General features: G+C 41.4%; 30 protein-coding genes and 1 riboswitch. Of the genes, 20 read left to right on the top strand and 10 right to left on the bottom strand.

The genetic code is table 11. The annotated features are described in order from the left end of the window. Positions 1-27: 27 nt before the first annotated feature. Positions 28-903 carry an alpha/beta fold hydrolase gene (locus EV282_RS12245; RefSeq protein WP_165389445.1) on the top strand — a complete coding sequence of 292 codons (876 nt, stop codon included), beginning with the start codon at positions 28-30 and terminating at the stop codon, positions 901-903. Between the two features lie 32 nt (positions 904-935). On the opposite strand, the gene EV282_RS12240 is transcribed toward EV282_RS12245, so the two are convergent. Continuing rightward, on the bottom strand, positions 936-2,231 hold the full coding sequence (locus EV282_RS12240; protein WP_130296076.1) for a purine/pyrimidine permease: 1,296 nt from the start codon (positions 2,229-2,231) through the stop codon (positions 936-938). 533 nt (positions 2,232-2,764) lie between these two features. On the opposite strand from EV282_RS12240, the gene EV282_RS12235 reads away from it, so the two are divergent. Next, positions 2,765-3,022: a hypothetical protein gene (locus tag EV282_RS12235; protein ID WP_130296075.1), complete on the top strand. Its 258-nt coding sequence runs from the start codon at positions 2,765-2,767 to the stop codon at positions 3,020-3,022. Then, positions 3,019-3,276, top strand: coding sequence for a flagellar biosynthesis anti-sigma factor FlgM (locus tag EV282_RS12230; protein WP_066288333.1), 258 nt, complete (start codon positions 3,019-3,021; stop codon positions 3,274-3,276). Before EV282_RS12235 ends, EV282_RS12230 begins: the two co-directional genes overlap by 4 nt. On the opposite strand, the gene EV282_RS12225 is transcribed toward EV282_RS12230, so the two are convergent. Further along, positions 3,277-3,687 carry a phage holin family protein gene (locus EV282_RS12225; protein ID WP_242611863.1) on the bottom strand — a complete coding sequence of 137 codons (411 nt, stop codon included), beginning with the start codon at positions 3,685-3,687 and terminating at the stop codon, positions 3,277-3,279. A gap of 207 nt (positions 3,688-3,894) precedes the next feature. Between EV282_RS12225 and EV282_RS12220 the strand changes: the two genes are divergently transcribed. From EV282_RS12220 to EV282_RS12200, 5 genes are all read left to right on the top strand, one after another. Next, positions 3,895-4,176, top strand: a complete 282-nt coding sequence (locus EV282_RS12220) for a hypothetical protein (RefSeq protein WP_130296074.1) — start codon at positions 3,895-3,897, stop codon at positions 4,174-4,176. Between the two features lie 168 nt (positions 4,177-4,344). Beyond that, entirely contained in the window at positions 4,345-5,454 is a 1,110-nt protein-coding gene (locus tag EV282_RS12215) for a GGDEF domain-containing protein (protein ID WP_130296073.1), read from the top strand. A gap of 106 nt (positions 5,455-5,560) precedes the next feature. Next, the gene (locus tag EV282_RS12210; protein WP_130296072.1) at positions 5,561-6,589 is read left to right on the top strand and encodes a YkvI family membrane protein; all 1,029 of its coding nucleotides are present in this window, start codon (positions 5,561-5,563) and stop codon (positions 6,587-6,589) included. Between the two features lie 72 nt (positions 6,590-6,661). Beyond that, a complete protein-coding gene (locus EV282_RS12205; RefSeq protein ID WP_077362078.1) occupies positions 6,662-6,985 on the top strand; it encodes a nucleoside triphosphate pyrophosphohydrolase in 324 nt (107 codons plus the stop codon). 363 nt (positions 6,986-7,348) lie between these two features. Beyond that, positions 7,349-8,122, top strand: a complete 774-nt coding sequence (locus EV282_RS12200) for a DeoR/GlpR family DNA-binding transcription regulator (RefSeq protein ID WP_130296071.1) — start codon at positions 7,349-7,351, stop codon at positions 8,120-8,122. 44 nt (positions 8,123-8,166) lie between these two features. On the opposite strand, the gene EV282_RS12195 is transcribed toward EV282_RS12200, so the two are convergent. Genes EV282_RS12195 through EV282_RS12185 form a run of 3 tightly spaced genes read right to left on the bottom strand, consistent with a single transcriptional unit; the run spans position 8,167 to position 9,791 of the window. Continuing rightward, positions 8,167-8,931, bottom strand: coding sequence for a DUF4097 family beta strand repeat-containing protein (locus tag EV282_RS12195; RefSeq protein WP_130296070.1), 765 nt, complete (start codon positions 8,929-8,931; stop codon positions 8,167-8,169). Further along, positions 8,928-9,476: an HAAS signaling domain-containing protein gene (locus tag EV282_RS12190; protein ID WP_130296069.1), complete on the bottom strand. Its 549-nt coding sequence runs from the start codon at positions 9,474-9,476 to the stop codon at positions 8,928-8,930. Before EV282_RS12190 ends, EV282_RS12195 begins: the two co-directional genes overlap by 4 nt. 3 nt (positions 9,477-9,479) lie before the next feature. After that, positions 9,480-9,791 (bottom strand): PadR family transcriptional regulator, encoded by a 312-nt coding sequence (locus tag EV282_RS12185; protein WP_130296068.1) that lies wholly within the window; start codon positions 9,789-9,791, stop codon positions 9,480-9,482. 214 nt (positions 9,792-10,005) lie between these two features. Here EV282_RS12185 and EV282_RS20255 point away from each other — a divergent pair, with 214 nt between their 5' ends. Further along, on the top strand, positions 10,006-10,182 hold the full coding sequence (locus EV282_RS20255; protein ID WP_165389444.1) for a hypothetical protein: 177 nt from the start codon (positions 10,006-10,008) through the stop codon (positions 10,180-10,182). A 152-nt stretch (positions 10,183-10,334) separates the two neighbouring features. Continuing rightward, entirely contained in the window at positions 10,335-11,654 is a 1,320-nt protein-coding gene (locus tag EV282_RS12180; RefSeq protein WP_130296067.1) for an APC family permease, read from the top strand. 30 nt (positions 11,655-11,684) lie between these two features. On the opposite strand, the gene EV282_RS12175 is transcribed toward EV282_RS12180, so the two are convergent. Beyond that, positions 11,685-12,677, bottom strand: coding sequence for an alpha/beta hydrolase family protein (locus EV282_RS12175; protein WP_165389443.1), 993 nt, complete (start codon positions 12,675-12,677; stop codon positions 11,685-11,687). Positions 12,678-12,827: 150 nt separating this feature from the next. Next, positions 12,828-13,865 (bottom strand): SEC-C domain-containing protein, encoded by a 1,038-nt coding sequence (locus EV282_RS12170; RefSeq protein ID WP_165389442.1) that lies wholly within the window; start codon positions 13,863-13,865, stop codon positions 12,828-12,830. 194 nt (positions 13,866-14,059) lie between these two features. Here EV282_RS12170 and EV282_RS12165 point away from each other — a divergent pair, with 194 nt between their 5' ends. Continuing rightward, positions 14,060-14,965, top strand: coding sequence for a DUF4349 domain-containing protein (locus EV282_RS12165; RefSeq protein ID WP_130296064.1), 906 nt, complete (start codon positions 14,060-14,062; stop codon positions 14,963-14,965). A gap of 143 nt (positions 14,966-15,108) precedes the next feature. On the opposite strand, the gene EV282_RS12160 is transcribed toward EV282_RS12165, so the two are convergent. Further along, positions 15,109-15,339 (bottom strand): IDEAL domain-containing protein, encoded by a 231-nt coding sequence (locus EV282_RS12160; protein ID WP_242611862.1) that lies wholly within the window; start codon positions 15,337-15,339, stop codon positions 15,109-15,111. Between the two features lie 374 nt (positions 15,340-15,713). Then, positions 15,714-15,822: riboswitch (TPP riboswitch) on the top strand. 78 nt (positions 15,823-15,900) lie between these two features. Here EV282_RS12160 and thiD point away from each other — a divergent pair. From thiD to EV282_RS12115, 9 genes are all read left to right on the top strand, one after another. Continuing rightward, complete coding sequence (thiD, locus tag EV282_RS12155; RefSeq protein WP_130296063.1) at positions 15,901-16,722, top strand: bifunctional hydroxymethylpyrimidine kinase/phosphomethylpyrimidine kinase; 822 nt, start codon at positions 15,901-15,903, stop codon at positions 16,720-16,722. Then, positions 16,709-17,611, top strand: coding sequence for a hydroxyethylthiazole kinase (gene thiM / locus EV282_RS12150; protein WP_130296062.1), 903 nt, complete (start codon positions 16,709-16,711; stop codon positions 17,609-17,611). The genes thiD and thiM overlap by 14 nt, the downstream gene beginning before the upstream one ends. Then, complete coding sequence (thiE, locus tag EV282_RS12145; RefSeq protein WP_130296061.1) at positions 17,608-18,282, top strand: thiamine phosphate synthase; 675 nt, start codon at positions 17,608-17,610, stop codon at positions 18,280-18,282. The genes thiM and thiE overlap by 4 nt, the downstream gene beginning before the upstream one ends. Before the next feature lie 6 nt (positions 18,283-18,288). Beyond that, positions 18,289-18,801: an energy coupling factor transporter S component ThiW gene (gene thiW / locus EV282_RS12140; RefSeq protein WP_278043785.1), complete on the top strand. Its 513-nt coding sequence runs from the start codon at positions 18,289-18,291 to the stop codon at positions 18,799-18,801. Between the two features lie 73 nt (positions 18,802-18,874). Next, on the top strand, positions 18,875-19,114 hold the full coding sequence (locus EV282_RS12135) for a hypothetical protein (RefSeq protein ID WP_130296060.1): 240 nt from the start codon (positions 18,875-18,877) through the stop codon (positions 19,112-19,114). A 171-nt stretch (positions 19,115-19,285) separates the two neighbouring features. Then, positions 19,286-19,888 carry a winged helix-turn-helix domain-containing protein gene (locus tag EV282_RS12130; protein WP_130296059.1) on the top strand — a complete coding sequence of 201 codons (603 nt, stop codon included), beginning with the start codon at positions 19,286-19,288 and terminating at the stop codon, positions 19,886-19,888. Beyond that, on the top strand, positions 19,885-20,094 hold the full coding sequence (locus EV282_RS12125) for a hypothetical protein (RefSeq protein WP_130296058.1): 210 nt from the start codon (positions 19,885-19,887) through the stop codon (positions 20,092-20,094). Before EV282_RS12130 ends, EV282_RS12125 begins: the two co-directional genes overlap by 4 nt. Positions 20,095-20,109: 15 nt before the next feature. Beyond that, complete coding sequence (gene clpP, locus EV282_RS12120) at positions 20,110-20,691, top strand: ATP-dependent Clp endopeptidase proteolytic subunit ClpP (protein ID WP_130296057.1); 582 nt, start codon at positions 20,110-20,112, stop codon at positions 20,689-20,691. A gap of 273 nt (positions 20,692-20,964) precedes the next feature. Beyond that, positions 20,965-22,200 carry an MFS transporter gene (locus EV282_RS12115; protein ID WP_130296056.1) on the top strand — a complete coding sequence of 412 codons (1,236 nt, stop codon included), beginning with the start codon at positions 20,965-20,967 and terminating at the stop codon, positions 22,198-22,200. Between the two features lie 86 nt (positions 22,201-22,286). Here the strand turns inward: EV282_RS12115 and EV282_RS12110 are convergent, their stop codons facing one another. Both EV282_RS12110 and EV282_RS12105 read right to left on the bottom strand, forming a co-directional pair. Further along, a complete protein-coding gene (locus EV282_RS12110) occupies positions 22,287-23,147 on the bottom strand; it encodes a DUF1206 domain-containing protein (protein WP_130296055.1) in 861 nt (286 codons plus the stop codon). A 14-nt stretch (positions 23,148-23,161) separates the two neighbouring features. Beyond that, complete coding sequence (locus EV282_RS12105; RefSeq protein ID WP_165389441.1) at positions 23,162-24,250, bottom strand: AI-2E family transporter; 1,089 nt, start codon at positions 24,248-24,250, stop codon at positions 23,162-23,164. Between the last annotated feature and the right edge of the window lie 138 nt (positions 24,251-24,388).

The raw sequence follows: 24,388 nt of genomic DNA, 5'->3' as shown, positions 1-24,388 counted from the left end.
AAAATGAAAGAAGGAAGAGGTAAAATAATGAACATTAAAGCGGATAAATATGAGTTAACGTCGCATGATGGAACAAAGATTACGGCATATGATCATGGTGGATCAGGAGAGACTTTGATTTTTCTTCATTATTTAGGTGGAAGTGCACATTTATGGCATCCAATTATCCCGCAATTTTCAGAGGAATATCGGATTGTGACCTATGATCTGCGGGGACACGGACTCTCTGATCAGCCAGAGAACGGCTATACCTTTGAAGATACCGCGAAAGATCTTGAGGCAGTAATGGATTTCTTTTCGATTAAAAGCGCCCATCTTGTTGGAAGTTCTTATGGAAGTATGGTGGGGGCTTATTTTGCTTCAACACGTACTAATCGGGTATTATCACTCGTGGCTTCCGAAGGTGCACTTGTAAATGATACAGGGGAAGATGGCAAGTACGAGGAATCTTTCGAAGAGCATATCTCACAGTTTAGAGATCAATTAGATCCAGAGTATGATTCTGTAGAAGCTTATAAGGATTACTACAAAGAGAACTGGAAACCATGGAACGAAGCACGTGCTTATTATGTGGAGCATTATGTACCCCGGGTAAAAGAAAACGGGAAAGTCGGGCCACGCACAACAGGTGCGACGATGGAAAAAATTATCGCGGAAATTTATTACACGAACTTTTTAACCTGGTATGAGAAAGTAAAGTGTCCTGTTTTGTTCTTGCCTGCTGAAACGGAAGGAGATCTGGCTAAAAAAGAGAGATTCATTGAAAGAGCTTCAAAGGTTCTTCCTTTTTGCAGAAAGGTCATCATTCCGGGAACGACTCATTTAATGATGTACGATCATGAAAGGGAGCTTGTTCAAACGATTAAAGATTTCTATGCTGAAATACCTGTTTCGGCCAAATAAGAAAGGGCTCCTCTAAAAAAGGAGCCCTGATTTTATGAATGCTGCTTTTTCTTTGCGTTTTTTTGTTTGTAAAACTGTTCTAAAGCCATACAGGTCAGCATTCCCATAATCAGTCCGTTGCTCAGAAGAGTTACGATGATACTTGGCCATTCTTTTAGTGCCGCAGCAGGAATGAACAGGCTGCCGATCCCGACCATGAGGGATGTGCTGATTATAAATAGGTTTGTATCTGATTTAAGCTCTGATTTATATTCTCTGAACACAAGGCCGATCATACTGGAAAAAGGAAGGAATATGGTCGCATATCCTACCGGTGCTGGAATACCTGCAAAGAAAAATGTGAGCGGCGGAAAAAAGCTGATGACGATGATGAACGCATTTCCCAAAATGAAAGCTAGTCGGCTAAACATCTTAGTAGTTAAAATGAATCCTGAAGCACCAGATATCGGTACACTGGCTACGGCCGAGAACAGACCTGCGATCCACGTATTCAGCCCCATCATGATAGAAGAGCGGTTATAGTTGATCGGTTCGTACTCTTCATTTTCAGACTCATACGCTTTTTCCACCACGTTGATGCTGGCTACCATATTTGTCAGAAGTAATAGTCCTACAAAAAGAGAAGTAAGAATGGCTCCTCCTGATAACTCAGGCATTCCCCACGCCAGCCATTCAGGAAAGGCGATAACCTTCGCAGAATGCATGTTTTCTTTCGTTAAGTCTAATAGTTTAAACAGCCCCCATCCCAATATCAGTGAGATAAGAATGGAATAGCTCCTGAGCCATCGCACTTTCGATTTTCCAAGAACGATCGATAATACAAGGATAAAAAGTGATGCGGCTGCAACTTTTGCATCGGCACTTTCCTGCAGATACCCGATCCCAAGCATTCCTTTTATAAAAGAACCACTTAATTGTGAAACGAGTAATATAAGATATGTTCCTGTTACAAGAGGAGTAAAGAGTGCTCTGACCGAAGTGATGACACGAAAAGCACCTAGAAGAAAAAATAGAATTCCGCTTATCAGCATACCAGCTGTTAGCTGCTGTAATCCATCGGCTGCGGTCAATGCCCCTGATGCAACGATCCCTGCGTAGACGGTAAAAACTCCCCACCATAATCCAGCTGGTCCTTCGTTAATCGGGAGTTTATGACCGAACAAAACTTGTAGAATAGCAGAGAGTCCGATGATAAAAAAGGAGCGCTGCAGAAGGTCTGCTGTTTCCGCTTGTGTCATACCGAATGCATCCCCGATCGCAATCGGTGCGACAAGACTTCCAGCCAATATAAAGACCATCCATTGAAGTGAGGAAAATGTTAATTTCATAAGAACACCTTCTGTTATGTATTTCTATTAAGCTATTTTCGTATACATTGTTGTTTTTAAAAGTAGTTGATCTCCGTTTCAGGATGCTCGCTTTCCGGGGGGCGTGCGGTGAGCCTCCTCTGCGCTTTGCACCGGCAGGAGTCTCACCTGTCCCGATTCATAGAAGTATCCTTGCTCCTGCGTCTACAAGTAAATGCTACCGATGTTAGCTTCCTCGTCGCATGCCTTGCGAGAAGTTTCTCATGTGGTAGGCACGCACCTTGCACTCCTATCAACTTGTCAATGAAGAATTGATTTGAAAGCATCAATCTTAAGAAAATAGCCTTCTTTTATTATAAACCTTTAACTAGTTTAGCAGAAGGAAAGAGGTTTAGAGGGAAGTAGAGTAAGGGTAATTTTCTGTAAGATACAAAAACAACAAGAGGTTCGAATTTTCTGTAAATATTTTTTCGGGCTATCCTCATAAAAGATATGACATACCCGAAACATATAGACACAGGTAATGACGAACCATAAACAAAGGACGATCTAAGATGCAGAAACTTACACACGATGATGTTATTCAATGGTTAGAGAAACATCTATTGGACTTTGAACAGTTTACGCCTTACTTGTTTACTTCCCAATGGATTCATTCCTTTTGCAAGGATAAAGAAAATGGAAATGAATTCGAAGTGAAATTGGATACTTCGGGTCAAGAGTTGTTCTGTCGATTGCTGGACAACCTCGATCAAGATGGTACTTGGAAATGGCTTGGGACTTTTAATCACACAGGAGAGGTGAAATCATGAGAATTGATGGACAACAACCGGTACAAAGAAAATACGATGTTAACAAAATGTATCAGCAGCCTTCTGTTAAGCCTCCGTCATTTGCCAAAGACGAACTTTACATATCAAACGAAGCAAAAGCATTGAATGATCATGCTCAGCTGAACATAAGAGAAAAGAAACTTTTGGATATAAAAAAACGCATCGATGCTGGTGAGTACCAGATCAATGCGAATGAAATTGCAAAAAAGATTTCACAGTTCTACTCCATTTAATTATTTTTTGTTTTTCGTGCCGCTTCTCTGTCTTAATAGAGAAACGGCATTTTTTATGAAAGGCGGTATGGGAACATTCAACCTGCCTGCATTTTCAATCATGGATAATAATTCATTTGATAGATAAAAAAAGATGGTGGCGGATTGGATATATAAACCGCCTAATAATTGATCGAGAGAGTGGGCTACTGCAACTATGGCAAATACCATCACCTTCTTTAATATTCCTTTAAAGCCAACCTTACTGTTCAGTTTTCCCTCATATGCTGATGCTGCCATACCCGTGATATAATCCAGTACAACGAATAGAACTAATGTTTTGAATAAAAGGCTTGGTGTTCCAAACAAGAAGCTTGAAAACGCTCCTAAAGAAACAACGGCCATGTGGTAAAACATCGACCATCTTTCCACTCTAAATTCCTCCCTTATCTCCCAATAATGTAGTATATGCTTGTTTCTCATCACCTGAAATGGCGGATGCCTAATGCTTGTCCTCCTATTTTTTAGAAGCTTTATTTCAAATGTGTTAAATAGTCAAAAAATTTAAAAAATAGCGAGTCAGACGCGCACTATATCTGTTACAATGAAACAAATCCGGAAAGGGAGGAAAGAAATGCAATGAACAAAATTACGTTAGGCTTGCCTCCACATTGCCACAAAGTATCTTGTGACGGAAGAATGATCAAAATTAAAGACTCAGGGAACAACAAATGGGCTTTTCCGCTCTCTGGAACAGAAAATGCAGTTGTCGAAGAAGTTAATGATGAAACAGGACTGCTTACCATTCATGGAAAGGATCAGATACTGGCAACCCTTGAAATGCCGATTCGTTTTTGTGAAGTGGGAAGAGGCTGGCTTCTCGATAAGTTACCTAAAAAGAAACGTGTAAAATTAAAATAAAATTGCCGCACAGCTGGGTTCGTCCTGGCTGTGCGTTTTCATTCTATAAATCGTTTTGTTATCAGAAAAAGAGACACGAACGATAAAATATTTTTATATCAACAACAACAGACTTGAAGGAAAATAATGTTATAATGATGATGTAACCGTGTAGATGGGGTGAATGAATTGGGAATAGCACGCCTGCCTGCACACTTAAATCACATCGCTTGGAACCGGAAAATCATTAACGTTTTTTGGGTGATTGTCTTTGTGTCAGTGTGCGTTGAGGTAATCAACAGCTTTTTTACAGAACGGCCATTAAAGGAATTTTATTTAGAATTCGTATTATTACCTACGCTTCTTCTATCACTTGCGGCTTTCTTCGCCGAATGGGGCTATAGAAAGCAGGGGAAATACACTGACTATATCATTATAGGTTCAGCTAATTTAATCTCTGGAATCTTAGTGGGTGTACACTCAGAGATGTATGTCATGTATGCTTGCTTTTTCTTCCCCATGCTGATTTCAACTATATACTTTGATAAAAAGAAGATCTGGCTTTCTTTTGGAATCAGTCTGATGATTTACTTAGTATTATCGACATTTCATCCTATTGTAAGAGAACTAAATGATGTAATGGCACAGCTCTCGATGGCGTGCATCTTGCTGACATCCACTACGATCTGTATCGGCATCATGAGCAGAGGGTACGAAATTGGACAGCATTTAATAAAGACCCAAGCTGAACACCAGGAGCTGATGGTTAAGTCTACGATCATGGAAAAACAAGTGAAGACAGATGCGCTAACGGGTCTGTACAATCATATGGCATTCTATGAGTACATGGATGTGTTGCTTCTGCAAGCAGACACGTATCATTATCCGCTTCACTTAGCGGTTATCGATATTGATAATTTTAAAAAAGTAAACGATACATATGGTCACGGAATAGGGGATATTGTTCTAAAAAGAATTGCATCTGCCATAAAGGAAAATGTATCAACAGATGACTTTGTCGCCCGATATGGCGGGGAAGAGTTTGTCGTCATATTAAATGATGTAGATGAAGATAAGGCTTTTAGAATTCTTGAGAATATTAGAGCCGTTGTACAAGGTCTGGAGCATTCCGAAATCTTAGAGGAAAGTGTCACAATCAGTGCTGGGTTGCAAACGTACCGGACAGGCATGCACAAACAGGCATTTTTTGAAGGTGCAGATAACAGTCTGTATGTTGCTAAACGTCAAGGGAAGAATCGTGTGATCATTCAGGAGTGCAGCGAGGCATTGCAAATTTAATAAGCAGTATTTCAAACAGTAGGGGAATATCCTTGCTGTTTTTCTTTTTCTTCTAAAACTCTTGTCCATGCATATGTTTGTAAAGATATAGCATGGAGGTGAGGGCATGAGTGGACGGAAGAAACAAATATTGCAGATTGCCGCCACTTACATCGGCACTGTTGTTGGTGCCGGATTTGCTACCGGAAGAGAGATCGTCGAGTTCTTTACGAAATACGGATCAGCTGGTTTTGCCGGCATTGTGATAAGCGGGTTCCTTTTTATCGTAATTGGGACAAAGCTGATGATTATGGCGAGAAGGATCGGAGCATCTTCATTCGATGAAATGAATCATCACCTGTTTGGAACAGCAGCATCTCGAGTTGTAAATATCTTAATGCTCATCATGCTTTTTGGGGTAACAGGTGTCATGCTATCAGGAACAGGGGCATTGTTTCGCGAACAGCTTCATCTGCCATTTCAGGCGGGAGTCATCTTAACACTTATCGTGACGTATTTAGTAATGAAAAAAGGAATAGATGGGATATTGTGGACCAACTCGCTAATCGTTCCAATCATGATTCTGTTTTCGTTAATATTATCTTTTTCGATGTTTGATTCTGGTGGACGGCAGCTTTTTGTTGCCGATGATTTTACTGGCGGATGGAAATGGCTTGTCAGTCCGTTTACTTACGCCGCTTTTAACTTAACATTGGCCCAGGCAGTGCTTGTTCCTCTTTCAAGGGAAGCAGCTGACGAATCAGTTATCAAATGGGGAGGATTCATAGGCGGGTTAGGTCTGACGTTTATCTTGTTAAACAGCCAGTATGTCCTTTATTCTGTCCCGCGTGTGCTAAGCTACGAGATACCGATCGCAGAAATAGTGGGCGGACTCGGAATCATGGTCCATTACTTTTTTGTACTCGTAATCTATGGTGAGATCTTCTCTACACTAATCGGGAATCTATTTGGCCTTGCAGGCTCACTTAGAAAGAATATAAGACTATCAAGCAATGCAATACTTATTCCCTTGATGCTGGGAAGCTATTTGCTGAGCCAGGTTGGCTATGCAGAATTGCTGCATTATTTGTATCCAGTCTTCGGGCTGATCGCATTAATATTTTTAACAGTTGTTTCTGCTAAAAAGCTGAATTGATGAATACATTGAAATATAGATAAACAAATTGATGTTTAGATGAACTGAAATTGCTGGAAGGGAAAAAAGGAAATGGCGTATTACAATAAATTAGTCCGTGATAAAATACCAGAATTGCTTGAACTCGCGGGAAAAAAGGGGACGTTCCGCATTCTGGGAGATAAAGAGTTTGAAAGTGAGTTAAAGAAAAAGCTCGCTGAGGGTGTGAAAGAGTACCGAGAAGCGGTGAATGAGAGTGATGCTGCAGAAGAGCTGGCAGGATTGTTTGAAATTTTGATTTCGCTTACGAAAGTGCACCATCTCACATTAAGGGAGCTGGATGAAATAAGGCAGGAAAAGGCGAAGAAGCATGGGCGGTTTCATGAGCGTCTCTTCCTGATCAAGGTGGAAGACTAAGGCAGGGGGTCTGACCCCAGACAAATACAAATCGTCGATTTGTATTTGTCAGAAAGACATAATGTATGATTTTGGAAAATTATATGATGATGCTACATTTTTATGTGATTAACTCAATTTTTTATGTGATGATCTTCACTTTTTATGTGATGAAGGTTAAAAATTATGTGATTATTTTATTTGAACATATCCATCTTATAAAAAAGCAAAAACAAGCACGCTCATACTGCTTGTTTTTGCTTTTTTTCATTATAAAACAGATAAAACAAGAAAAAACATGCAGAAAATATTTGACAAACAAGCATAATGCCGCATATGATTAGAGTACCACGTGGAAATAATAGGTAATGGAGGAAAATTAGTATGTTTTCTGAAGAAAGAAGAGAAAAGATCTTAGAAGTGTTAAAAAATGAAGGTCGTGTTCTTGCAAAAGAGTTATCAGATGTCCTCCAAGTTTCAATTGATTCAATTCGCCGTGATCTTTCAACATTAGAAGATAAAGGGCTTGTTAAACGTACACATGGCGGTGCAATACCTGTGACGGAAGTGAAGAAAGGTCCTGCTGCACCGGCAAAACGCTATACCGAAGGATCACAACATGAGAACGCCATTGCGAAAGAAGCTGCAAAATGGATTCAAGCGGGGGATACACTTTTTATCGGTGGAGCGTCGATCCATTATGTCTTACTCAAATATTTACCTTCCGTTCCACTCACGATCGTTACAAATTCCTTGAAAATTGCGGATGCCCTGCGTGAGCGTGAGAACATCGATTTATATCTAATCGGTGGAAAAGTGAAGAATTCCGGCAATATGACAGATGCTCTTGCAACACAGCTTGTCAGTCAATATTCATTTGATCTCACATTCGCAACGGGAGGCGGAATATCAGAACGCGGAATGAGTACTGCTACACCTGAAGCTGCTGCTTTTATGAAAGCTGTCGGATCCGTATCGAGAAAGAGTGTTGGTCTTTTTCCGCACCATAAAATCGGAGTTAATGCCTTTGCGAAAGTTGGACCTGTTTCAAACCTTGAAGCCGTTATAACTGACGACGAATCAGTACGAGAGCATCTGCACGCAATCGAACAGCAAGGTGTTAAAGTTATCATCTCAAACTCAGAAAAAACAGAATGATAATTTCATAACAAACAAAAGGACCCCCGAGTGGAGGTCTTTTTTTATTCATTATGCATCATTAAGGCTAGGTCGCCTACATCTGATTTTAGGAACACTAACGGTCCGCCGTTTCCGATCGAACCGTTTTTTAAATTGGGCAGTTTGATAATTTCTTCACCGATTGAATTGCTCATTTGTGTTCGCAAGTGTTGCGGCTGTTCTTTTGTAGTGACTGTAATATCTCCTACGTCAGACTTTGCAGTAATGTCTTTCTCGATGTTTTGCACTTGAACGTCGATGTCTCCAACATCTGACTTAGCTGAAACAGCTGCCACTACATCTTTAATAAAGATATCTCCCATGTCAGTAGTTAACTCGACATGCTCCGCTTTTATATCATTTAAAGTGATGGAAGCTGCATCTGAACTTACTTGCAGCAGTTGGAATTCTTTCTTTGGCAATTTTACGATTAAATTATAATCGCCTGAAAAAATGGAAAAGAGATGTACGGTTTTCTTTTCTGAAACATCGACTGTGAGTGTGTTATTTTCATCGGTTACAGAAAGATACAGATTATCTGCGTACTTTTTTTCAATATTGCCTTCCAATCGTACTTCGATCTCATCACTTTCATGCGGCATAACCGTGACATCTCCTATATTGGATGAGACTTCAATATCCTTTATCTTGTTAGCAGAGAATAAGTGCTTCTCTTCGACTTTCGCAAGATTAAATGGAGATTCCCCCATTACATACAACACAGCATTTCCCGCAATTGAAAAAACAATCAGTATAAGTGCAATACGCACGATCCGTTTAATATTCATGTATATTTCCTCCTAATAATCCTGAGGTTAAAAGATAGATAGCTTAAGGTCATTTTGTATACTACACGTGAGGCTTTTAAAGCGCCCGCAAAAAAGAGAAGCCCTAATCCGATTAGACCGAGAATCAAAAATACTTCTTTCAAAAAGGTTGCTGTAAGTCCGTCTTGAAACAGTAGGAGGAAAGGGGAGACGAGAAGTGCTCCCGATACGATAACGAGTACAACTGGTATTAGTATTAAAACGATAAATGGTGCGAGTACAAAAATTAAATTGAACAAACCTAATCCGAGAGTCGCAAAAACGGCGCGTGTAACGGAGCTTAAAGATGGATCTTCTTCTGCTCTTGTAATTTCAGAATGAGCAAGAAGTTCCTTTGCTATTTTTCTCGGACTGCCAAGCCCTGAGATAATATCCTCATCCGATCTGCCGCTTTCTTGTGCCATGTTAAAATGCTCCTCATAATCTTCAAGAACTTCTTTCTGTTCATGAAGAGGAAGCGATTTTATTTCTTTTGCTAGTTCATTTAAGTACGTTTTTTTATCCACTTGTTATTCCTCCTCCAGCATTTCGTTAACACCTTTAGTGAACTGCTGCCAGTCTTGTAAAAGTTCATTCTTCAGCTCAATGCCTTTTTCCGTTATTCTGTAATACTTTCTAGGCGGCCCTTCGTTTGATTCCATAAGATAGGTTGAAAAGAGACCTTCTTTTGTAAGCCTTCTTACAAGAGGGTAGATGGTACCTTCAGAGATCTCGAACTTTTTTGATATCTCCTCCACTAACTCATAACCATAACGGTCTTTTTTTGAGGTAAGAACAAGTACACATAGTTCAAGAACACCTTTTTTAAATTGGACATTCATCTTTATACATCACCACTTTACTCAGTACTGTTTATTGCAAGGTACTGTTAAGTAAGATATTACCATCTTGTTTTAAAATACGCAAGCTTAAGTTTGGGAATTTTTTCATAAAAAAAGATTGTGAGATTTGCTTACACATATCCTTTCTTTTAATAATCTTTCATTTACCCTATAAAAATACCGCGTAATTTCTACTGGAATTGAGGTGACGACATTGCTTCATTCTTCTCATTTCACGGCTGAGGAAAAATTAATGATCAAAGAACTGAAAAACAAGATCAGAACAGTTAACATCCCTGATGAAAAAAAGAAACTTGAACAGCAGCTGAATGCGATGATGGAAAAAGCATTCATTAAAAAGCAGCTTAGACGAAGAAATGAATTAAATTGATCTGGAATCCACTTCAACTAAAAAAGAAAACCTTTGCAAAAAACTGAATTGCATGTCTATTTTGGAAAGCAGTGACAGTCATAACTTGTTTATGTTAAAGTGACACTAGTCTTTTTCAGATGGACAAACGTTTTCTAAGGAGTGGACACAGCATGAATCAAGAAGCAGCATTGAAAAAAGACATCGGGCTTTCTGTAGCCATGTCCATCGTTATTGGAACGGTAATCGGTTCGGGTATTTTTATGAAGCCTGGAAGTGTGCTCGAATACACTGGGAATTCGAATCTGGCTTTATTAGCATGGGCTCTTGGAGGTCTCATTACACTCGCTGGGGGGCTTACGATCGCTGAAGTAGCGACACAGATCCCAAAAACGGGCGGTCTTTATGTATATATGGAAGAAGTATACGGCAAGCTTTGGGGTTATTTGAGCGGCTGGGTTCAAACAGTCATCTATGGTCCTGCAGTAATCGGAGCGCTTGGCTTGTACTTTGGTTCATTAATAGCTAATCTTTTTTCTTGGGAAAAATCGTATGGTCCTTGGATTGGCATCGCGACTGTACTTTTTCTTACGATTGTAAATAACTTTGGAACAAAATATGGCGGATTCGTACAAAACCTGTTCACGATCGGCAAGCTTGTCCCTATAGCATTGATTATTGTGTTTGGGATTACGGAGGGGAACGAGCAAATCCTAAATTCTTCAAGCGGATCTGTAGTCGAAATCAGTATGGGGGCAGCTATTTTAGCAACTCTTTTTGCCTATGATGGGTGGCTGATGGTTGGATTTGTAGCAGGGGAGATGAAGAACCCAGGGAAGACATTGCCTAAAGCAATTATTGGAGGCATTTTGATCGTAATGGCGGCTTATCTTCTCGTTAATATCGCATTGCTGCATATTCTCCCAGCTTCTGAAATCGTGAGACTTGGTGAAAACTCAGCTGCAACTGCGGCCACTATTCTTTTCGGTCCATTAGGCGGTAAACTAATCGCGGTCGGAATAGCCGTATCGATCTTTGGCTGTTTAAACGGTAAAATCTTAACGATTCCTCGTGTGCCGTTTGCGATGGCAGAGCGAAATCAGCTTCCTATGGCAAAAACGTTCAGCAAGGTTAGCGAAAAGTACGGTACACCAATCGCTGCAACATACTTGCAGGTTGTAATTGCCATCATCATGATGATCCTGACAGATCCGGATTATCTATCAGAGATGGCGATCTTTGCTGTTTATATCTTCTATATCTTTGCCTTTTATGCGGTGTTTAAGCTTCGTAAACGAAATAAAGGAGCTGCACGCGTATACAGTGTTCCGCTGTTCCCGGTCGTTCCGATCTTTGCGATAATCGGTTCAGTGTATATTGTGGGTGCAACGATCATGAATGACCCGTTTGATAGTTTGACTGCCATATTTATAACAATAGCTGGACTGCCAGTCTATTATTTGCTGCAGCGCAAGAATCAAGATTCATTATAAAATTGAAAAAGACCCTCGCTGGGGTCTTTTTTATTGTGCGATATTATTTGAACGACTGGATTTATAATTTGACTCTAGCCAATGGGATATCACATCTAATCCATCCGGGTTCAATGGCCTTGAAGGAAGGATCTTCAACAGCTTCTTTACTCTTACCATAGTTTTGTCTTCCTGCTGAAAACGGAAGCCATGCTCCATATTCTTAATCATATGAGTGTCAGAAGGTCCCTGTACTAGTGTGTGAAGCTCATCTAAGAGGGCTGGATCAACAAGTGCATCTTTGTCACCACAAATTGCTATAACAGGATAGTTTATCTTCTTCAAGCCATCTCTTGGATTATAGGCAAAGTGCTCTCTGAACCACTTTGCAGGCTGTTTTAATAGGTAATAAACTTTGTAAACATCTTTATTAGATCCTATAATTTTCTGTATTTGCTTCCGTGTTTTAAGTTCTGCTTTCTTTTCATTAATGAGTAACCTCATAAGGAATCCTTTTAAACCTTTAGAGCTCTTTAATTCTTGGTAGGTAAATAAACGCTGATGTGTTGTGAATTCATCTAAATTACCAACTCCGCCAGATAAGAGCATCAATCCATTGAGTGATTGTCTTTCCGATAATGCTGTGCCGATTATTGTGCCTTCACTATGACCTGCAACGATAATTTTATCTGGATCAACAAGAGGATGTTCTTTTAGGACTTGAAGTGCTAGTTCCGAATCCTCGACGAGATCCCAAAAGCCGGTTGATAACCAGTCTCCTTCACTTTTGCCTGTTCCTCTTTTATCGTATCGAAACGTGATAAAACCTAAATTTGTTATGTGCTCAGCAAGTTCACTATAAACATTTAGCTGATATTTTCCCTTCGGACCATTTCCGTTGCGATCCAGAGGGCCAGACCCAGAGATAAGCAGAACGGCTGGATATTTTTCATTGCTGTCGATCGTTTCGGGGATTGTAAGAGTGCCATACAATTTTTTTTGCCCTGCAACTTCAATTTCTTTTTCTGTGAATAATGGAATCACATTGAAAACCTCCGCCTCAAAATGGAAAATACTTCTTAATATTGATATTAGTACAAAGGTTTACAATTGCAAATATTTATTTTTCTTTAGTGATTCATAATAAAACCCGCCAGGAGAGTCCTGACGGGAGAATATGAGATATATGATAGCTTATACGCTTAATAGTTCTTTCATTTCACGATAGCGAGATGAAAGGCTTGCTGGTGATACACCGTATTTCTTGGCTGTTTCAGCTTGTGTGGAGTTAATGCCTCTAATATCTTTAGATACGAGGTAGTCCAAAGCTGCAGCATAGATTTCTTCTTTACGGATGGCTGGTTTGGATTCGTTGATATATTCATCCCAAAGTTTTTCAGCCTCTTCAACCACTTCGGTTTCCGCATTGGCTTTAACAAGTTCTGTTACAGCTGTGTACTTCTCATCCTTCTCATCTGATGTCGCAGAACCTTCTGCATTTGCCTCAGCTGCAGGCTTTTCAGTGCTAGCTTGCGTTTGATCTGCTTTAGGCTTCGGAACTCCTGCCGATATATCAATTAAAGAAAGCTGCAGTACAGCCGGGAACTGATTTTTGAAAATCTCTTTAGCATCTGCTAATGGCTGCAGTTTCTCGATTGCTTCTTTTAATGGCGGCAATTCAGAAATTGGCATCTCTACATAACCGACATAAAATTCGTAATTGATGCCGTTCGATACGAGTGTTCCAAGCAATGCGCTGTCTGCTTTTGGCTTATCAGCTGCGTTGATCGTCACATCGTACACTTTGTCTGTCCAGATGTCTTTCACTGTAAAAATAAAGCCAGTTTTTTGTTCAACCACTTTATAAAGGGAAGGAACTGTATGGGTCCAGCCTGCTAAGATCTCAGCAACTTCAGGCTTCACTGAGTTCTTCACCTTTTCAACATAAAGCTCAACAGGTGTTCTGCCGTCTTTTATCTCAGAACAGAAAACTTCCCAGCAAACAGCGATGTTCGCATACGTTTGCTCCTGGTCCTTGCCAACCGGATATTTCTTCACATACTCAGACGTACGCGCTGCTAGATCTTGCTGATAGTTCTCAAGTGCATATTTGATGAGTCCTTCCTGATGAAAGGATACTTCACGTGTCTGCTCTTCTTTATGTAAGCAACATTTCTTATATTTTTTTCCGCTGCCACAATAGCACGGATCGTTTCTTCCTATCATTGACATGCTATTCCTCCAGTTAAACCACTTACTTATCCTGTACATACTAGCATAAATCGGATTTTTTTCAAACAACTAATCACCAGACAACATTTTATCATAAAAAAGGATAAGAAAAAATCATTCAATAGGTTGGTTTTTCGTGTCCTGAAACCTTTTTTTAGTAAAAAGCGTCTAAGCCAAAAAGGGGGATTTACGATATGTGGAAATTTTGGAAAGTGTGGGTATTGATCTGTGTCTTATTATTAGGTGCCTGCAGCAGTACTGGGGGTAGTAAAAAAGAAGCTTCACATGACATGGCAGGAGGCGAAAGTTCTGAAGCGAAGACGGAAGTTTCTAACTCATCTGCTGATGAAGGAACAGCTTCGCCAGAGAAAAGTGACAAAAAGCAATCGATTCGAGATCAGCGGAAAGTGATCTATAACGCGGATCTGCGGATTACCGTAGACAAACTGCAGAGCGCGATGGAAACGGTTCGAAAGATGGTTGAAGATAAAGGCGGTTATATCGTTGAATCTACTACGAATATCGGTGAGGAAGGTTATGAGGACGGGATGATGGCCGTACGAGTTCCGATGAATGGTTTCCGGCCCTTTTTGCAGGAAGTAAAGGATTTAAGTGAAGGTTCTCCTCATGAAAGTGTGCGAGGAGAAGATGTTACAGAAGAATATGTGGATCTGTCTTCTCGCTTAAAGGCGAAGCAACAGGTGAGAGATCGTCTCGAATCCTTTATGAAAGAGGCTGAAAGGACGGAAGACTTATTAAAAATCTCTGCAGATCTTGCCAGAGTTCAAGAAGAGATCGAACAAATAGAAGGAAGACTTAACTTTTTAAAAAATCAAAGCGATTATTCGACCGTTACGATACAGTTTGAAGTAAAGAATTTGAAAGCAGAGAAGCTGCAGACAGGTGACCTGAACACTTGGAAAAAAACGAAGATGCTATTCATGGAAACGGTGAATTTCTTTGTTTCTGCAATTTCGATTATCGTCGTCGCACTAATTGGATTAGCACCTTTGTGGCTTGTGTTGATTCCCGTTGTATTCTGGTTGTGGAGAAGGAAAAAAGGGCAAAAGAAAAAGCCGGGTTCTCCGACATCCATGTAAGAAGTCATTAAGTTGTGTTCATGTCAGATTTGTTAGTTGACAGTTACGTCAGAAACACCCTCTGCAGCACGGATTATAGTCCGGAAGCTGAAAGGGTGTTTTGGCTTTTACGGCACCTTTATGGTGAACCGTTACCAAAAGCCTTAGCCGAGAAATGCTTTGTATTCTTCAGTCAGTTTCATAAAACGTTCTTTATCTTTTTGACCCAAGGCGTTGTCGATTTCTTTTTCATAATATTCCTTGTAATAGCTGTGCAGAGCTTCATCCAGAACCATTTGGGCAATAAGGCTGAAGGCAAATGGGTCTCTTTTTTGTTGTTTGTACTGCACCATCTCATTTTGATTTTTGTTAAAAGAAGTGTTTTTGTCTTTCATCCTGTTTTCCCTCCTTGAAATTATCTCCCTATCCAATTTAACCTTTTATGTTTCTAGGTTTCTACTAGTATACTGAGCAAGGTGCCCAATGACAACCATTTTATTTGAAAATTCTGAAAAAATTTTTGATAATCATTCCAATGTACTGTGTTTTCACCACCTTTTGGTAATTTTGTTAACGAATTGACTCGTTTTGTCAGTAGGATTTCTCATTTGTTACAAGTGTTATAATTTAGTGTTATTTATGTGTTTATTTTGTGTTACTTACTATTTCCCCGTATTTTGGAAGGCTTAAACACTGAGAAACACATATTTTAAAAAAACGTTGACTTTTCGTCTGGTATGTGAGTAGGATTGTGTTAAATCAATATCGTCATTTCCGCTAGGGGTGCTTATGTTTGTAAGCTGAGAGAAGGTGCTAGCCTTCGACCCTTTGAACCTGATCCGGTTAATACTGGCGTAGGGAAGCGGCGTGGTCCATTACTATCTATAATCGTAATAGCCACCCGCTTATTATTTGCGGGTGGCTTTTTGTGTTTATAGTTTTAGGAGGGGAACGTGATGGGACAATTGATCAAAGTTTGCAAAGCACTGACAATCGCAGGTTCTGACAGTGGAGGAGGAGCAGGTATTCAGGCTGACTTGAAGACATTCCAGGAATTTGGTGTATACGGAATGTCGGTTCTGACTGCCGTTACGGCTCAAAATACGATGGGTGTACAAGGGGTGTATCCAGTGCCTCTGGCAGGGTTGGAACAGCAATTACAATCGATAGGAAGCGACCTTAAGCCTGATGCGGTAAAAACAGGGATGTTGTTTTCGGGTGAATTTATTGAAAGAGTTGGCTATTTTATTAAAAAGTTTGGGTGGAGCAACCTCGTCGTCGATCCTGTGATGGTTGCAAAAGGCGGAGCGACCCTTTTGGGGAACGAAGCTCTAGAAGCGATGAAAAAGTACATGCTCCCCCTCGCAAAAGTGATCACACCTAATATTCCTGAAGCTGAAGCGCTGACAGGAGTTGGGATTACAAGTGATGAAGCAAGGCGTGAAGCGGCTCGCATTCTGTGTGGTATGGGTGCCGGATGTGTAGTGATAAAAGGCGGACATATGGATGAAGAGTTTGTCTCAGACCTCATCTACAACGGTAATGAGATGTGGGAACTAGTTGATAAACGGGTTTACACAAAAAATACACACGGCACGGGCTGTACATTCTCAGCTGCAGTTACAGCTGAATTGGCTTACGGAAAAACGATGGAAAATGCCGTTCGGAATGCTAAAAACTTTATACAGACAGCGATCGAACATGGTATCGATGTCGGTTCTGGACATGGACCGGTCAATCACTTTGCTTATAGGAGGATTCTTCATGAACAGCACTAGATTACAAGTATGGAAAGCATTTGTGGAACAAATCAGGAAAGAGCGCCCATTAGTTCACCATATTACAAATCACGTAACGATGAACTTTCTTGCTAATGGTGTTTTAGCTGCAGGTGGAAGTCCTATCATGGTCCATGACGCACGGGAAGTTGAAGACGCAGTTGCGGTGGCTGATGCTTTGGTCCTTAATATAGGAACTTTGGAAGAAGCTTCAGCTAAGTCTATGAGACTTGCATTTCGTAAGGCCATGCACTGTGGAGTGCCTGTCGTCCTCGATCCTGTAGGTGTAGGACTCTCTTCGTTCCGCCAGGAAACCATTAAAGACTTGTTGTCAGAATATTCACAATTGAAGGGGGTCAGTCCCCAAACAATTCTGACAATTTGCGGGAATGCAGCAGAGATGAAGTTTCTTGCTGGTCTTGGCTGGGATGGCCGAGGTGCAGACGGTGAGCTCGGCAGGTCTGAAGATGATCTACACCAGCTTGCTATAGCTGCTGCAAAACAGACGGGGTGCTTAATTGCGCTGACTGGAGAAAAGGATATTGTTTCCGATGGAGAAAGGGTTATCGAACTTTCACATGGACATCCGATGCTCTCACTTGTGACAGGAACTGGCTGTTTTGCAACTTCAATGATCGCGCTGTATCAGGCTGATCAAAAAGAGGAAGCCGTACACAATCTACCTTTATTAGAGCGCACAGCTCTTGCACTTCTGATGCTCACGAAAGCAGCAGAGGAAGCTGTGAAAACTTCGAGAGGACCTGGAAGCTTTCAAACAAAGCTCTTAGATGAACTCTTTTTATTAGAAAGTACGACGTCCATTTGGGAGGATGACATCAATTGGTTAGAGCTCCCAGCAGCAGTTGTTGAAAGAGGTGCACACACATGACGACACTCTCACAAGTGAACCTGGCTCATAAGCTATCACTCTATTTTGTGGCAGGAACGATGAACTGTCAGTCTCCAGAGTCTTTCCGTGAAATCCTGCTTCACGCTGTTAAAGGCGGCATCACAGCTTTTCAATACCGTGAAAAAGGTGCCCATTCCTTAATAGGTGAAAAACGGTTGGAAATTGCAAAGATGGCTAAAGAAATCTGCAGGGATCACGGTGTTCTTTTTATCGTGAACGATGATCTGGAATTGATGAAAGCTGTGGATGCTGATGGTCTTCACGTTGGGCAGACAGATGGCAGTTTAGCTTTCATCCGCAAAGAGACAGAAGGGAAGATTCTCGGCGTTTCCGCGCATACCCTTGCTGAAGCAAAAGATGCTGTTGAACATGGAGCTGATTATATCGGAGCAGGCCCGATCTACGCAACTGTTACAAAACCTGATGCGAAGGAGCCTGTAGGAACAGGAATCTTCCGAGAGTTTCGAACAAACGGGATCACGGTTCCTGTTGTTGGAATTGGTGGAATCTCTCTCGGAAATGCCGCATCCGTTATAAGAGCGGGTGCAGATGGAGCGGCAATCATTTCAGCGATCAGTCAGTCAGAAGACCCAGGTAAAGCATCTCGTGAATTGTTACTAGATATATTAAACGCAAAGAGGGGATTGTAAGTGAAGATTTCAGTTCAGAAGCTGACGGTTATGGCCATGTTTGTTGCTATAGGGACTCTGGCTTCACATGTATTTTGGATTCCAGCTGGTGTTGCAAAAGCCTTTCCTGTTCAGCATGCGATAAATGTCATCGCTGGTGTAACATTAGGTCCGATACCAGCTGTGATTGTAGCATTTGCCATCGGACTTTTGCGTAATTTATTTGGTGTAGGCTCGCTGCTTGCTTTTCCAGGGGGGATGATTGGAGCATTGTTAGCGGGGTATTTTTATAGAAAACTTAAAACGTTTGGAGCAGCAGCGGCAGGTGAGTGGATTGGAACAGGTGTTATTGGAGCGGTTGTTGCAGTTCCAATCGCAGCCCTCTTCTTAGGATCGAAGACAGGCGCATTCTTCTTCGTGCTTCCGTTTCTCACAAGCTCTGTCGCGGGCGGTGTCATTGGATGGGTGATTCTCCGATTGATTGGAAAAAGCTCATACGTAAAACTGAATGCAGAGCAGCAGCCTGAAAAATCTATGTAAGATCATGCACCGAATAGGCCTTCAAATCGTACACTGAGTACTATCACCCGGTGAAAAGGGGGCCTTTTATCAGATGAAAAAACGACCAAAACAGTGGGTTTATGCCGAAATGCTGCTTATGTTCCTGGGGCTGCTGCTCGCGATCTATAACGGCAAGTATTGGGAGAGCCCTTCTGTATTGTTTTCGATCTTAATGACGGTATTTATATTCCGCGCAGTGGAACGAAGAATATTTAAACAAAAAACAGAATTTTGGTTTAACGTCGGGATGGCTGGGATCTTCCTTATCCTTGGCGTCATACCGCTTTTATAAAATGATTCAGAATGCAGACTGTTATAGATAGGCAGTCTGTTTTTTATGTTTTTAGGCAAGTGTATATTTTGAGTAAATCTTTGACATAATGAAGCCTATCGTAATAAAATAACTTTACGTAAAGTATTTTTTTTACGTGAGGAATGAATTTAAAAAAGTGAGGTGATGTGAGTGAACAGGAATCAACCCGTACCAGAAACATTTGTCGTCACAGAGCCAGAACAGGCTGCGGCACTTCTGCATCCTGTCAGGTCAGAGATCATAAGCTTATTGAAGGAGCCGAGATCGGCAACAGAACTATCAAAAGTGATGAATGATTCCGCTCAAAAGGTGAACTATCATCTGAAGACACTGGAAAAAGTCGGGCTTGTTATGCGGGCAGGCGCAAGGAATGTAAGAAACCTTGTAGAAGTTCTTTATAGAAGTGCGGGAAAGACTTTTCTGTTATCTGATTCACTCGGTCTGTCACAAGAAACCATCCGAAAGCTGAAGGATCAGACTACACTCGCTCATGTATTGTCTCTGACGGAAAAAATAAAACGAGACGCGGTATCCCTGATGGAAGAGGCTGAGAATGAGGAAATTCCGAGTGCGGTCATGGAGATGGAGCTCTCACTTTTAGGCGTTGAAGAACGGCAAGCTTTTCTGCAAGATTACACAAACATGCTATCAGAACTGATCAAAAAACATCATGATCCAAAACAAGGAAAATCCAGAACGTTTCATGTCTCAATGGCGATGTACCCAAAACCTGAAGGAGGCGGCACAGCGTGAAAGAAGAACAGAAGAGTACAATTACACCAATAAAAACAGATCATGTCTCAGAAGAAACAAATGTGATCCCGATGAAAAAAGAAGTGCAGGTTGAGGGCGCTGACAGTCAGCAACAGCCAGCGAAGATTATTTTTATAACATCAGGATTCGGTAAAATAAATGTACCACACACAACGAGCACAAGCCCGATGGCAATCGCGGCATAATTAGGAGGAAAACAGATGAACTTAATCCCAATGGTTGTTGAATCCACGAACCGCGGCGAGCGTTCGTATGATATTTACTCAAGGCTGCTAAAAGACCGTATCATCATGCTCGGAAGTGCCATTGATGATAATGTGGCGAATTCGATCGTAGCACAGCTTCTTTTCCTCGCAGCTGAAGATCCTGATAAAGACATTTCCATCTACATCAATTCACCTGGGGGCTCAGTGACTGCAGGTCTTGCGATTTATGACACGATCCAGTTTATCAAACCAGATGTATCCACGATCTGTATCGGCATGGCAGCATCGATGGGTGCCGTTCTATTAGTAGCAGGCGCAAAAGGAAAGCGGTATGCGCTTCCGAACGCCGAAGTCATGATCCATCAGCCGCTCGGCGGAACACAAGGGCAGGCATCTGACATGGCCATCCACGCTAAACGTATTCTGCAAACACGCGAGCTCTTGAATAAAATCATCTCAGAACGCTCTGGACAGCCGATTGAAAAAGTAGAAAAAGACACAGACCGCGATTACTTCATGTCAGCAGAAGAAGCATTAAAATATGGAATCATCGATAAAGTAATCGAAAAGATCTGAGCTGGTTTGTAAGTCCGTTTATTCTGGGAAGTGAAAAGTAAAAGATGAAGAGAAGCCAGCCCGAGCGGGGCTGGCTTCTCTATTTGGGAAATGGGGTCTGACCCCAAACAATTTATTTCCCGCTTGCCATATTCTTTTCTTCTCTAGAAGGAATGCTTGATTTTACGTGTCGAAAATCACTATTTTCGTAATGGACTTGTTTGTTGTGTTAATCTATTGAAAAGATACATAGTCTGGAAGTTTATGAGTAGATAAAGAAAGAAGGAATGCAGCATGGCCACTTCAACAGGAAAGACGCCAAGCTTAGCGTCTTCACAGCAGAAGACCATTTATTCAATTTTATTTGCTATTAGTTTTGTTCACTTGTTAAATGACTCGATGCAGGCGGTAATCCCTGCAATTTTTCCAATTTTAGAGAAATCGATGGGGCTTACTTTCACACAGCTTGGGTGGATTGCCTTTACGCTCAATATTACTTCATCTGTCATGCAGCCGATCGTAGGCTGGTATACAGATAAAACCACTTCTCCCTATTTATTGCCATTTGGAATGATGGCTAGTTTAATAGGTATGTTAGGGATTGCTTTTGCTGATTCATTTTATATGATTATCATCTCTGTTATTGGGATCGGACTCGGATCCGCGGTATTTCATCCAGAAGGTTCACGTGTTGCTTATATGGCAGCCGGGAATCGGCGTGGTCTTGCACAGTCCATCTATCAGGTTGGAGGAAACTCTGGGAGTTCATTGGCACCTGTGATGACTGCTCTTGTGTTTGTTCCGCTTGGTCAGTTTGGTGCGGTGTGGTTCACATCGTTTGCAGCAGTTGCTATTTTTGTTCTGTTTTATGTATCAGGCTGGTACGCAAAACAGCTTGCTCATTTTCCTCGTGTAAAAAAACAGACCGGTGAGAAAAAAGCGATCGATAAAAAACGTAAAAATCAAGTCATTCTGGCGATGGCTCTTCTTGTATTCCTTGTGTTCGGCCGGTCATGGTATTTCTCAGGAATCAGCAACTATTATCAGTTTTATCTGATTCATGATTACGGCTTAACGATTCGCCAGGCACAAATCTATTTATTTGTATTCATGGCGTCAGGGGTGCTCGGTACATTCTTCGGCGGACCGATTGCAGACCGTTTAGGGAAGAGGAACATGATCTTTTGGTCGATGGTCGGAACAGCACCACTCGCACTTCTTTTACCGCATGTCGGATTATGGGCAATAGCACCGCTGTTTTTCATGATCGGTTTTATTTTAAACACCAGCTTCTCGGTAACAGTGGTTTATGCGCAAGAATTAGTTCCTGGAAGGATCGGAATGGTTTCAGGATTAATTGTAGGTCTTGCGTTCGGAATGGGAGCACTCGGTTCAGTTGTACTCGGTAAGGTAGCGGATGTTACAAGCATTTCCTACACCATGCTGCTCATCAGCTTTTTGCCTTTGTTAGGTCTTTTGACCGTGATGCTGCCAACGGACCGCACATTAGAAAAGTGGTCTAGAGAGTGAAAAAGGGATGGGGGTCTGTCCCGGGGACAGACCCCCATACATAAAACAAAAATCCTTGCCGGCATGTCGGCAAGGATTTTTATTCATTATTGGTTATTCAATCTGCGATATCTGGCACTTGCAAACATAAACACGCCATAAGCGATAAAGCCAAGGGCAACGATTGCAAGGAGTACCGGACCGAATGGCTGCTTCGAAAGCTCTAGAAGTGCACCGTCCAGCCCTTTTGTTTCTTCAGGATTTGCAAGGATAGCGGTGCGTATGAGAAAGAAGCCGATAATCATAAATACGATCCCTCGGGCTATCATCCCGAACGTGCCGATGTAGCCGCTCCATTTCCATTCCTTCTTGTTCATCTCGTTTTTCTTTAAATCTTTTTTAAACTTGCGGGAAATCGCTCTGAACAGGAAAATAACTCCGATTATGCCAAAAATCAGTCCTCCGATCGCAACCAACAACTGTCCGAAAGGCTGTGCAAGCATCTGTGCCGACAAAGTCTGATAGGTTTTATCCGACGATTCGCCTCTTGCCCGAAATAGAATCCGCAAAGCACTGATGCACATCGCTGTATAAACACCTGCAATAAATAAATAGCTCAGTCTGCTGAACCACCTTTTCCAGCTATGGTTGACGCATTCGGGATCAAAGACTGCTTTCGTGATCTGCCAGAAAGCATAGGCGCTTAATCCAACGGCAAGTACAATCAATAAGACAGGTCCGAAAGGCTGCTGAGCAATCGTATAAAGTGCCCCTTGCGAGCTTGCTTCATATAGATGTGTACCGGTGGAAGTGATCAGGGCAAGAATTCCAATTACAACATACACAATGCCCTTTGACAGGTATCCAATTCTGGCAAAACGATGTATCCATGGACGGAAAGATTCAAAATGGTTCTTAATCTTATCCTTATACGTTTCTTTTTTTACGAATGGCTGTTTTACAGTCAAAATCGGCTCTCCTTTCAGAGCAAATCACTTCTCGTTTCTGGTGGGTTGTATAACAAATAGATTCGGTACAGGTTACTTATGATGGTTTTGGTAACTGCATAAGCCGGAATAGCGAGCAGCAGACCGATAAAGCCAAAAGCAGCACCAGACATCAGTACGACTAATATGATGGTTAGCGGGTGAATACGAAGCTTTCTTCCCATGATCTGAGGAGATAGGATGTTACCTTCAACCTGCTGTACAACAAGAGTTACAAAAGCTACTTTAATCGCCATCACCGGGTCTTGAATGAGCCCTACCAAAAGAGCAGGGAACACCCCGATAAATGGTCCAAGAAAAGGAATAACATTGGTCAACACAGCAAAAAGAGCCAGTACGAGTGCAAACTTAAGGCCGATGATCATATAGCCGGCATACATAAATACTCCGACAAATATGGCCACCAATATTTGTCCTTTTATATAAGAAGACAGTGTTGAATCGATATCACGCAGAATGGCAGCGACATCATGTTCCATGTGGTGAGGAACAAGTCTTAGAAAATAATTAAAGAACTTTTTGTCGTCCAGTAATAAATAAAATAGGATAAACGGTACCACCAACAGAACGAGTGCGATATTCGTTAAAGTAGTAACGAGAGCGATAACGTCTTTGGAGATGGAGCTTGTGAACTTTTCGAGGCGTTCAGTAGCAAGCTTAGCAACCTGTGTGCTGTCAATGAATGATTTGTTTTCACCTGTGACCATTTTCCCGGTTTTTTCAGTAGCCTCACCAATTTTTTTAGGGAAGTCATCTGTAAGGTTTGTCACCTGATCCGCGACAATAGGAATGGCAACACCTGAAATTCCGGTGAATGCTAAAATTAATCCCAGCATGACCAGGAAGATAGCAAGAAATTTTGGCACCTTCTTTTGGATCAAAAAACGAATGAGCGGGCGAAGCAAGTAATATAACAATCCTGCGATAAACACCGGAAAGAAAACGCTCGAGATCACAAGATACAGGAAGTCAATAAGATAGTCGATTTTCCCTAGTAAGAATAGAATCGTGAGTACGAGTACGGCACCTGCCCCGTACTTAAAGAATGAGTGCTGATACCACATAAGACGTGACCTCCATTTCATATTAGTATTCTTTTCCCTTTTTCAAAAACTGTAATCTTTTTTACAGAAAATATAATTGACTTTTTTAAAGAGCGCTGATAGATTGAAAGGGTAAATGTAAACGTTTACGTAACAAGA

The sequence above is a fragment of the Fictibacillus sp. BK138 genome, assembly GCF_004216955.1.
In the GTDB taxonomy this organism is placed as follows: domain Bacteria; phylum Bacillota; class Bacilli; order Bacillales; family Fictibacillaceae; genus Fictibacillus.
The sequence above is the reverse complement of the archived record's forward strand: the minus strand, read 5'-3'. Positions and strand labels throughout refer to the sequence as shown.

Bases quoted from the DNA above. Each gene is read 5' to 3' on its own strand.
- EV282_RS12235 (WP_130296075.1), top strand. From the start codon at position 2,765: ATGCAGAAACTTACACACGATGATGTTATTCAATGGTTAGAGAAACAT.
- clpP (WP_130296057.1), top strand. From the start codon at position 20,110: ATGAACTTAATCCCAATGGTTGTTGAATCCACGAACCGCGGCGAGCGT.
- EV282_RS12115 (WP_130296056.1), top strand. From the start codon at position 20,965: ATGGCCACTTCAACAGGAAAGACGCCAAGCTTAGCGTCTTCACAGCAG.
- EV282_RS12180 (WP_130296067.1), top strand. From the start codon at position 10,335: ATGAATCAAGAAGCAGCATTGAAAAAAGACATCGGGCTTTCTGTAGCC.
- EV282_RS12200 (WP_130296071.1), top strand. From the start codon at position 7,349: ATGTTTTCTGAAGAAAGAAGAGAAAAGATCTTAGAAGTGTTAAAAAAT.
- thiE (WP_130296061.1), top strand. From the start codon at position 17,608: ATGACGACACTCTCACAAGTGAACCTGGCTCATAAGCTATCACTCTAT.
- EV282_RS12170 (WP_165389442.1), bottom strand. From the start codon at position 13,865: ATGTCAATGATAGGAAGAAACGATCCGTGCTATTGTGGCAGCGGAAAA.
- EV282_RS12160 (WP_242611862.1), bottom strand. From the start codon at position 15,339: ATGAAAGACAAAAACACTTCTTTTAACAAAAATCAAAATGAGATGGTG.
- EV282_RS12210 (WP_130296072.1), top strand. From the start codon at position 5,561: ATGAGTGGACGGAAGAAACAAATATTGCAGATTGCCGCCACTTACATC.
- EV282_RS12135 (WP_130296060.1), top strand. From the start codon at position 18,875: ATGAAAAAACGACCAAAACAGTGGGTTTATGCCGAAATGCTGCTTATG.
- EV282_RS12230 (WP_066288333.1), top strand. From the start codon at position 3,019: ATGAGAATTGATGGACAACAACCGGTACAAAGAAAATACGATGTTAAC.
- EV282_RS12185 (WP_130296068.1), bottom strand. From the start codon at position 9,791: ATGAATGTCCAATTTAAAAAAGGTGTTCTTGAACTATGTGTACTTGTT.
- EV282_RS12245 (WP_165389445.1), top strand. From the start codon at position 28: ATGAACATTAAAGCGGATAAATATGAGTTAACGTCGCATGATGGAACA.
- EV282_RS12105 (WP_165389441.1), bottom strand. From the start codon at position 24,250: ATGTGGTATCAGCACTCATTCTTTAAGTACGGGGCAGGTGCCGTACTC.
- thiD (WP_130296063.1), top strand. From the start codon at position 15,901: ATGGGACAATTGATCAAAGTTTGCAAAGCACTGACAATCGCAGGTTCT.
- EV282_RS12165 (WP_130296064.1), top strand. From the start codon at position 14,060: ATGTGGAAATTTTGGAAAGTGTGGGTATTGATCTGTGTCTTATTATTA.
- thiM (WP_130296062.1), top strand. From the start codon at position 16,709: ATGAACAGCACTAGATTACAAGTATGGAAAGCATTTGTGGAACAAATC.
- EV282_RS12205 (WP_077362078.1), top strand. From the start codon at position 6,662: ATGGCGTATTACAATAAATTAGTCCGTGATAAAATACCAGAATTGCTT.
- EV282_RS12220 (WP_130296074.1), top strand. From the start codon at position 3,895: ATGAACAAAATTACGTTAGGCTTGCCTCCACATTGCCACAAAGTATCT.
- EV282_RS12195 (WP_130296070.1), bottom strand. From the start codon at position 8,931: ATGAATATTAAACGGATCGTGCGTATTGCACTTATACTGATTGTTTTT.
- EV282_RS12240 (WP_130296076.1), bottom strand. From the start codon at position 2,231: ATGAAATTAACATTTTCCTCACTTCAATGGATGGTCTTTATATTGGCT.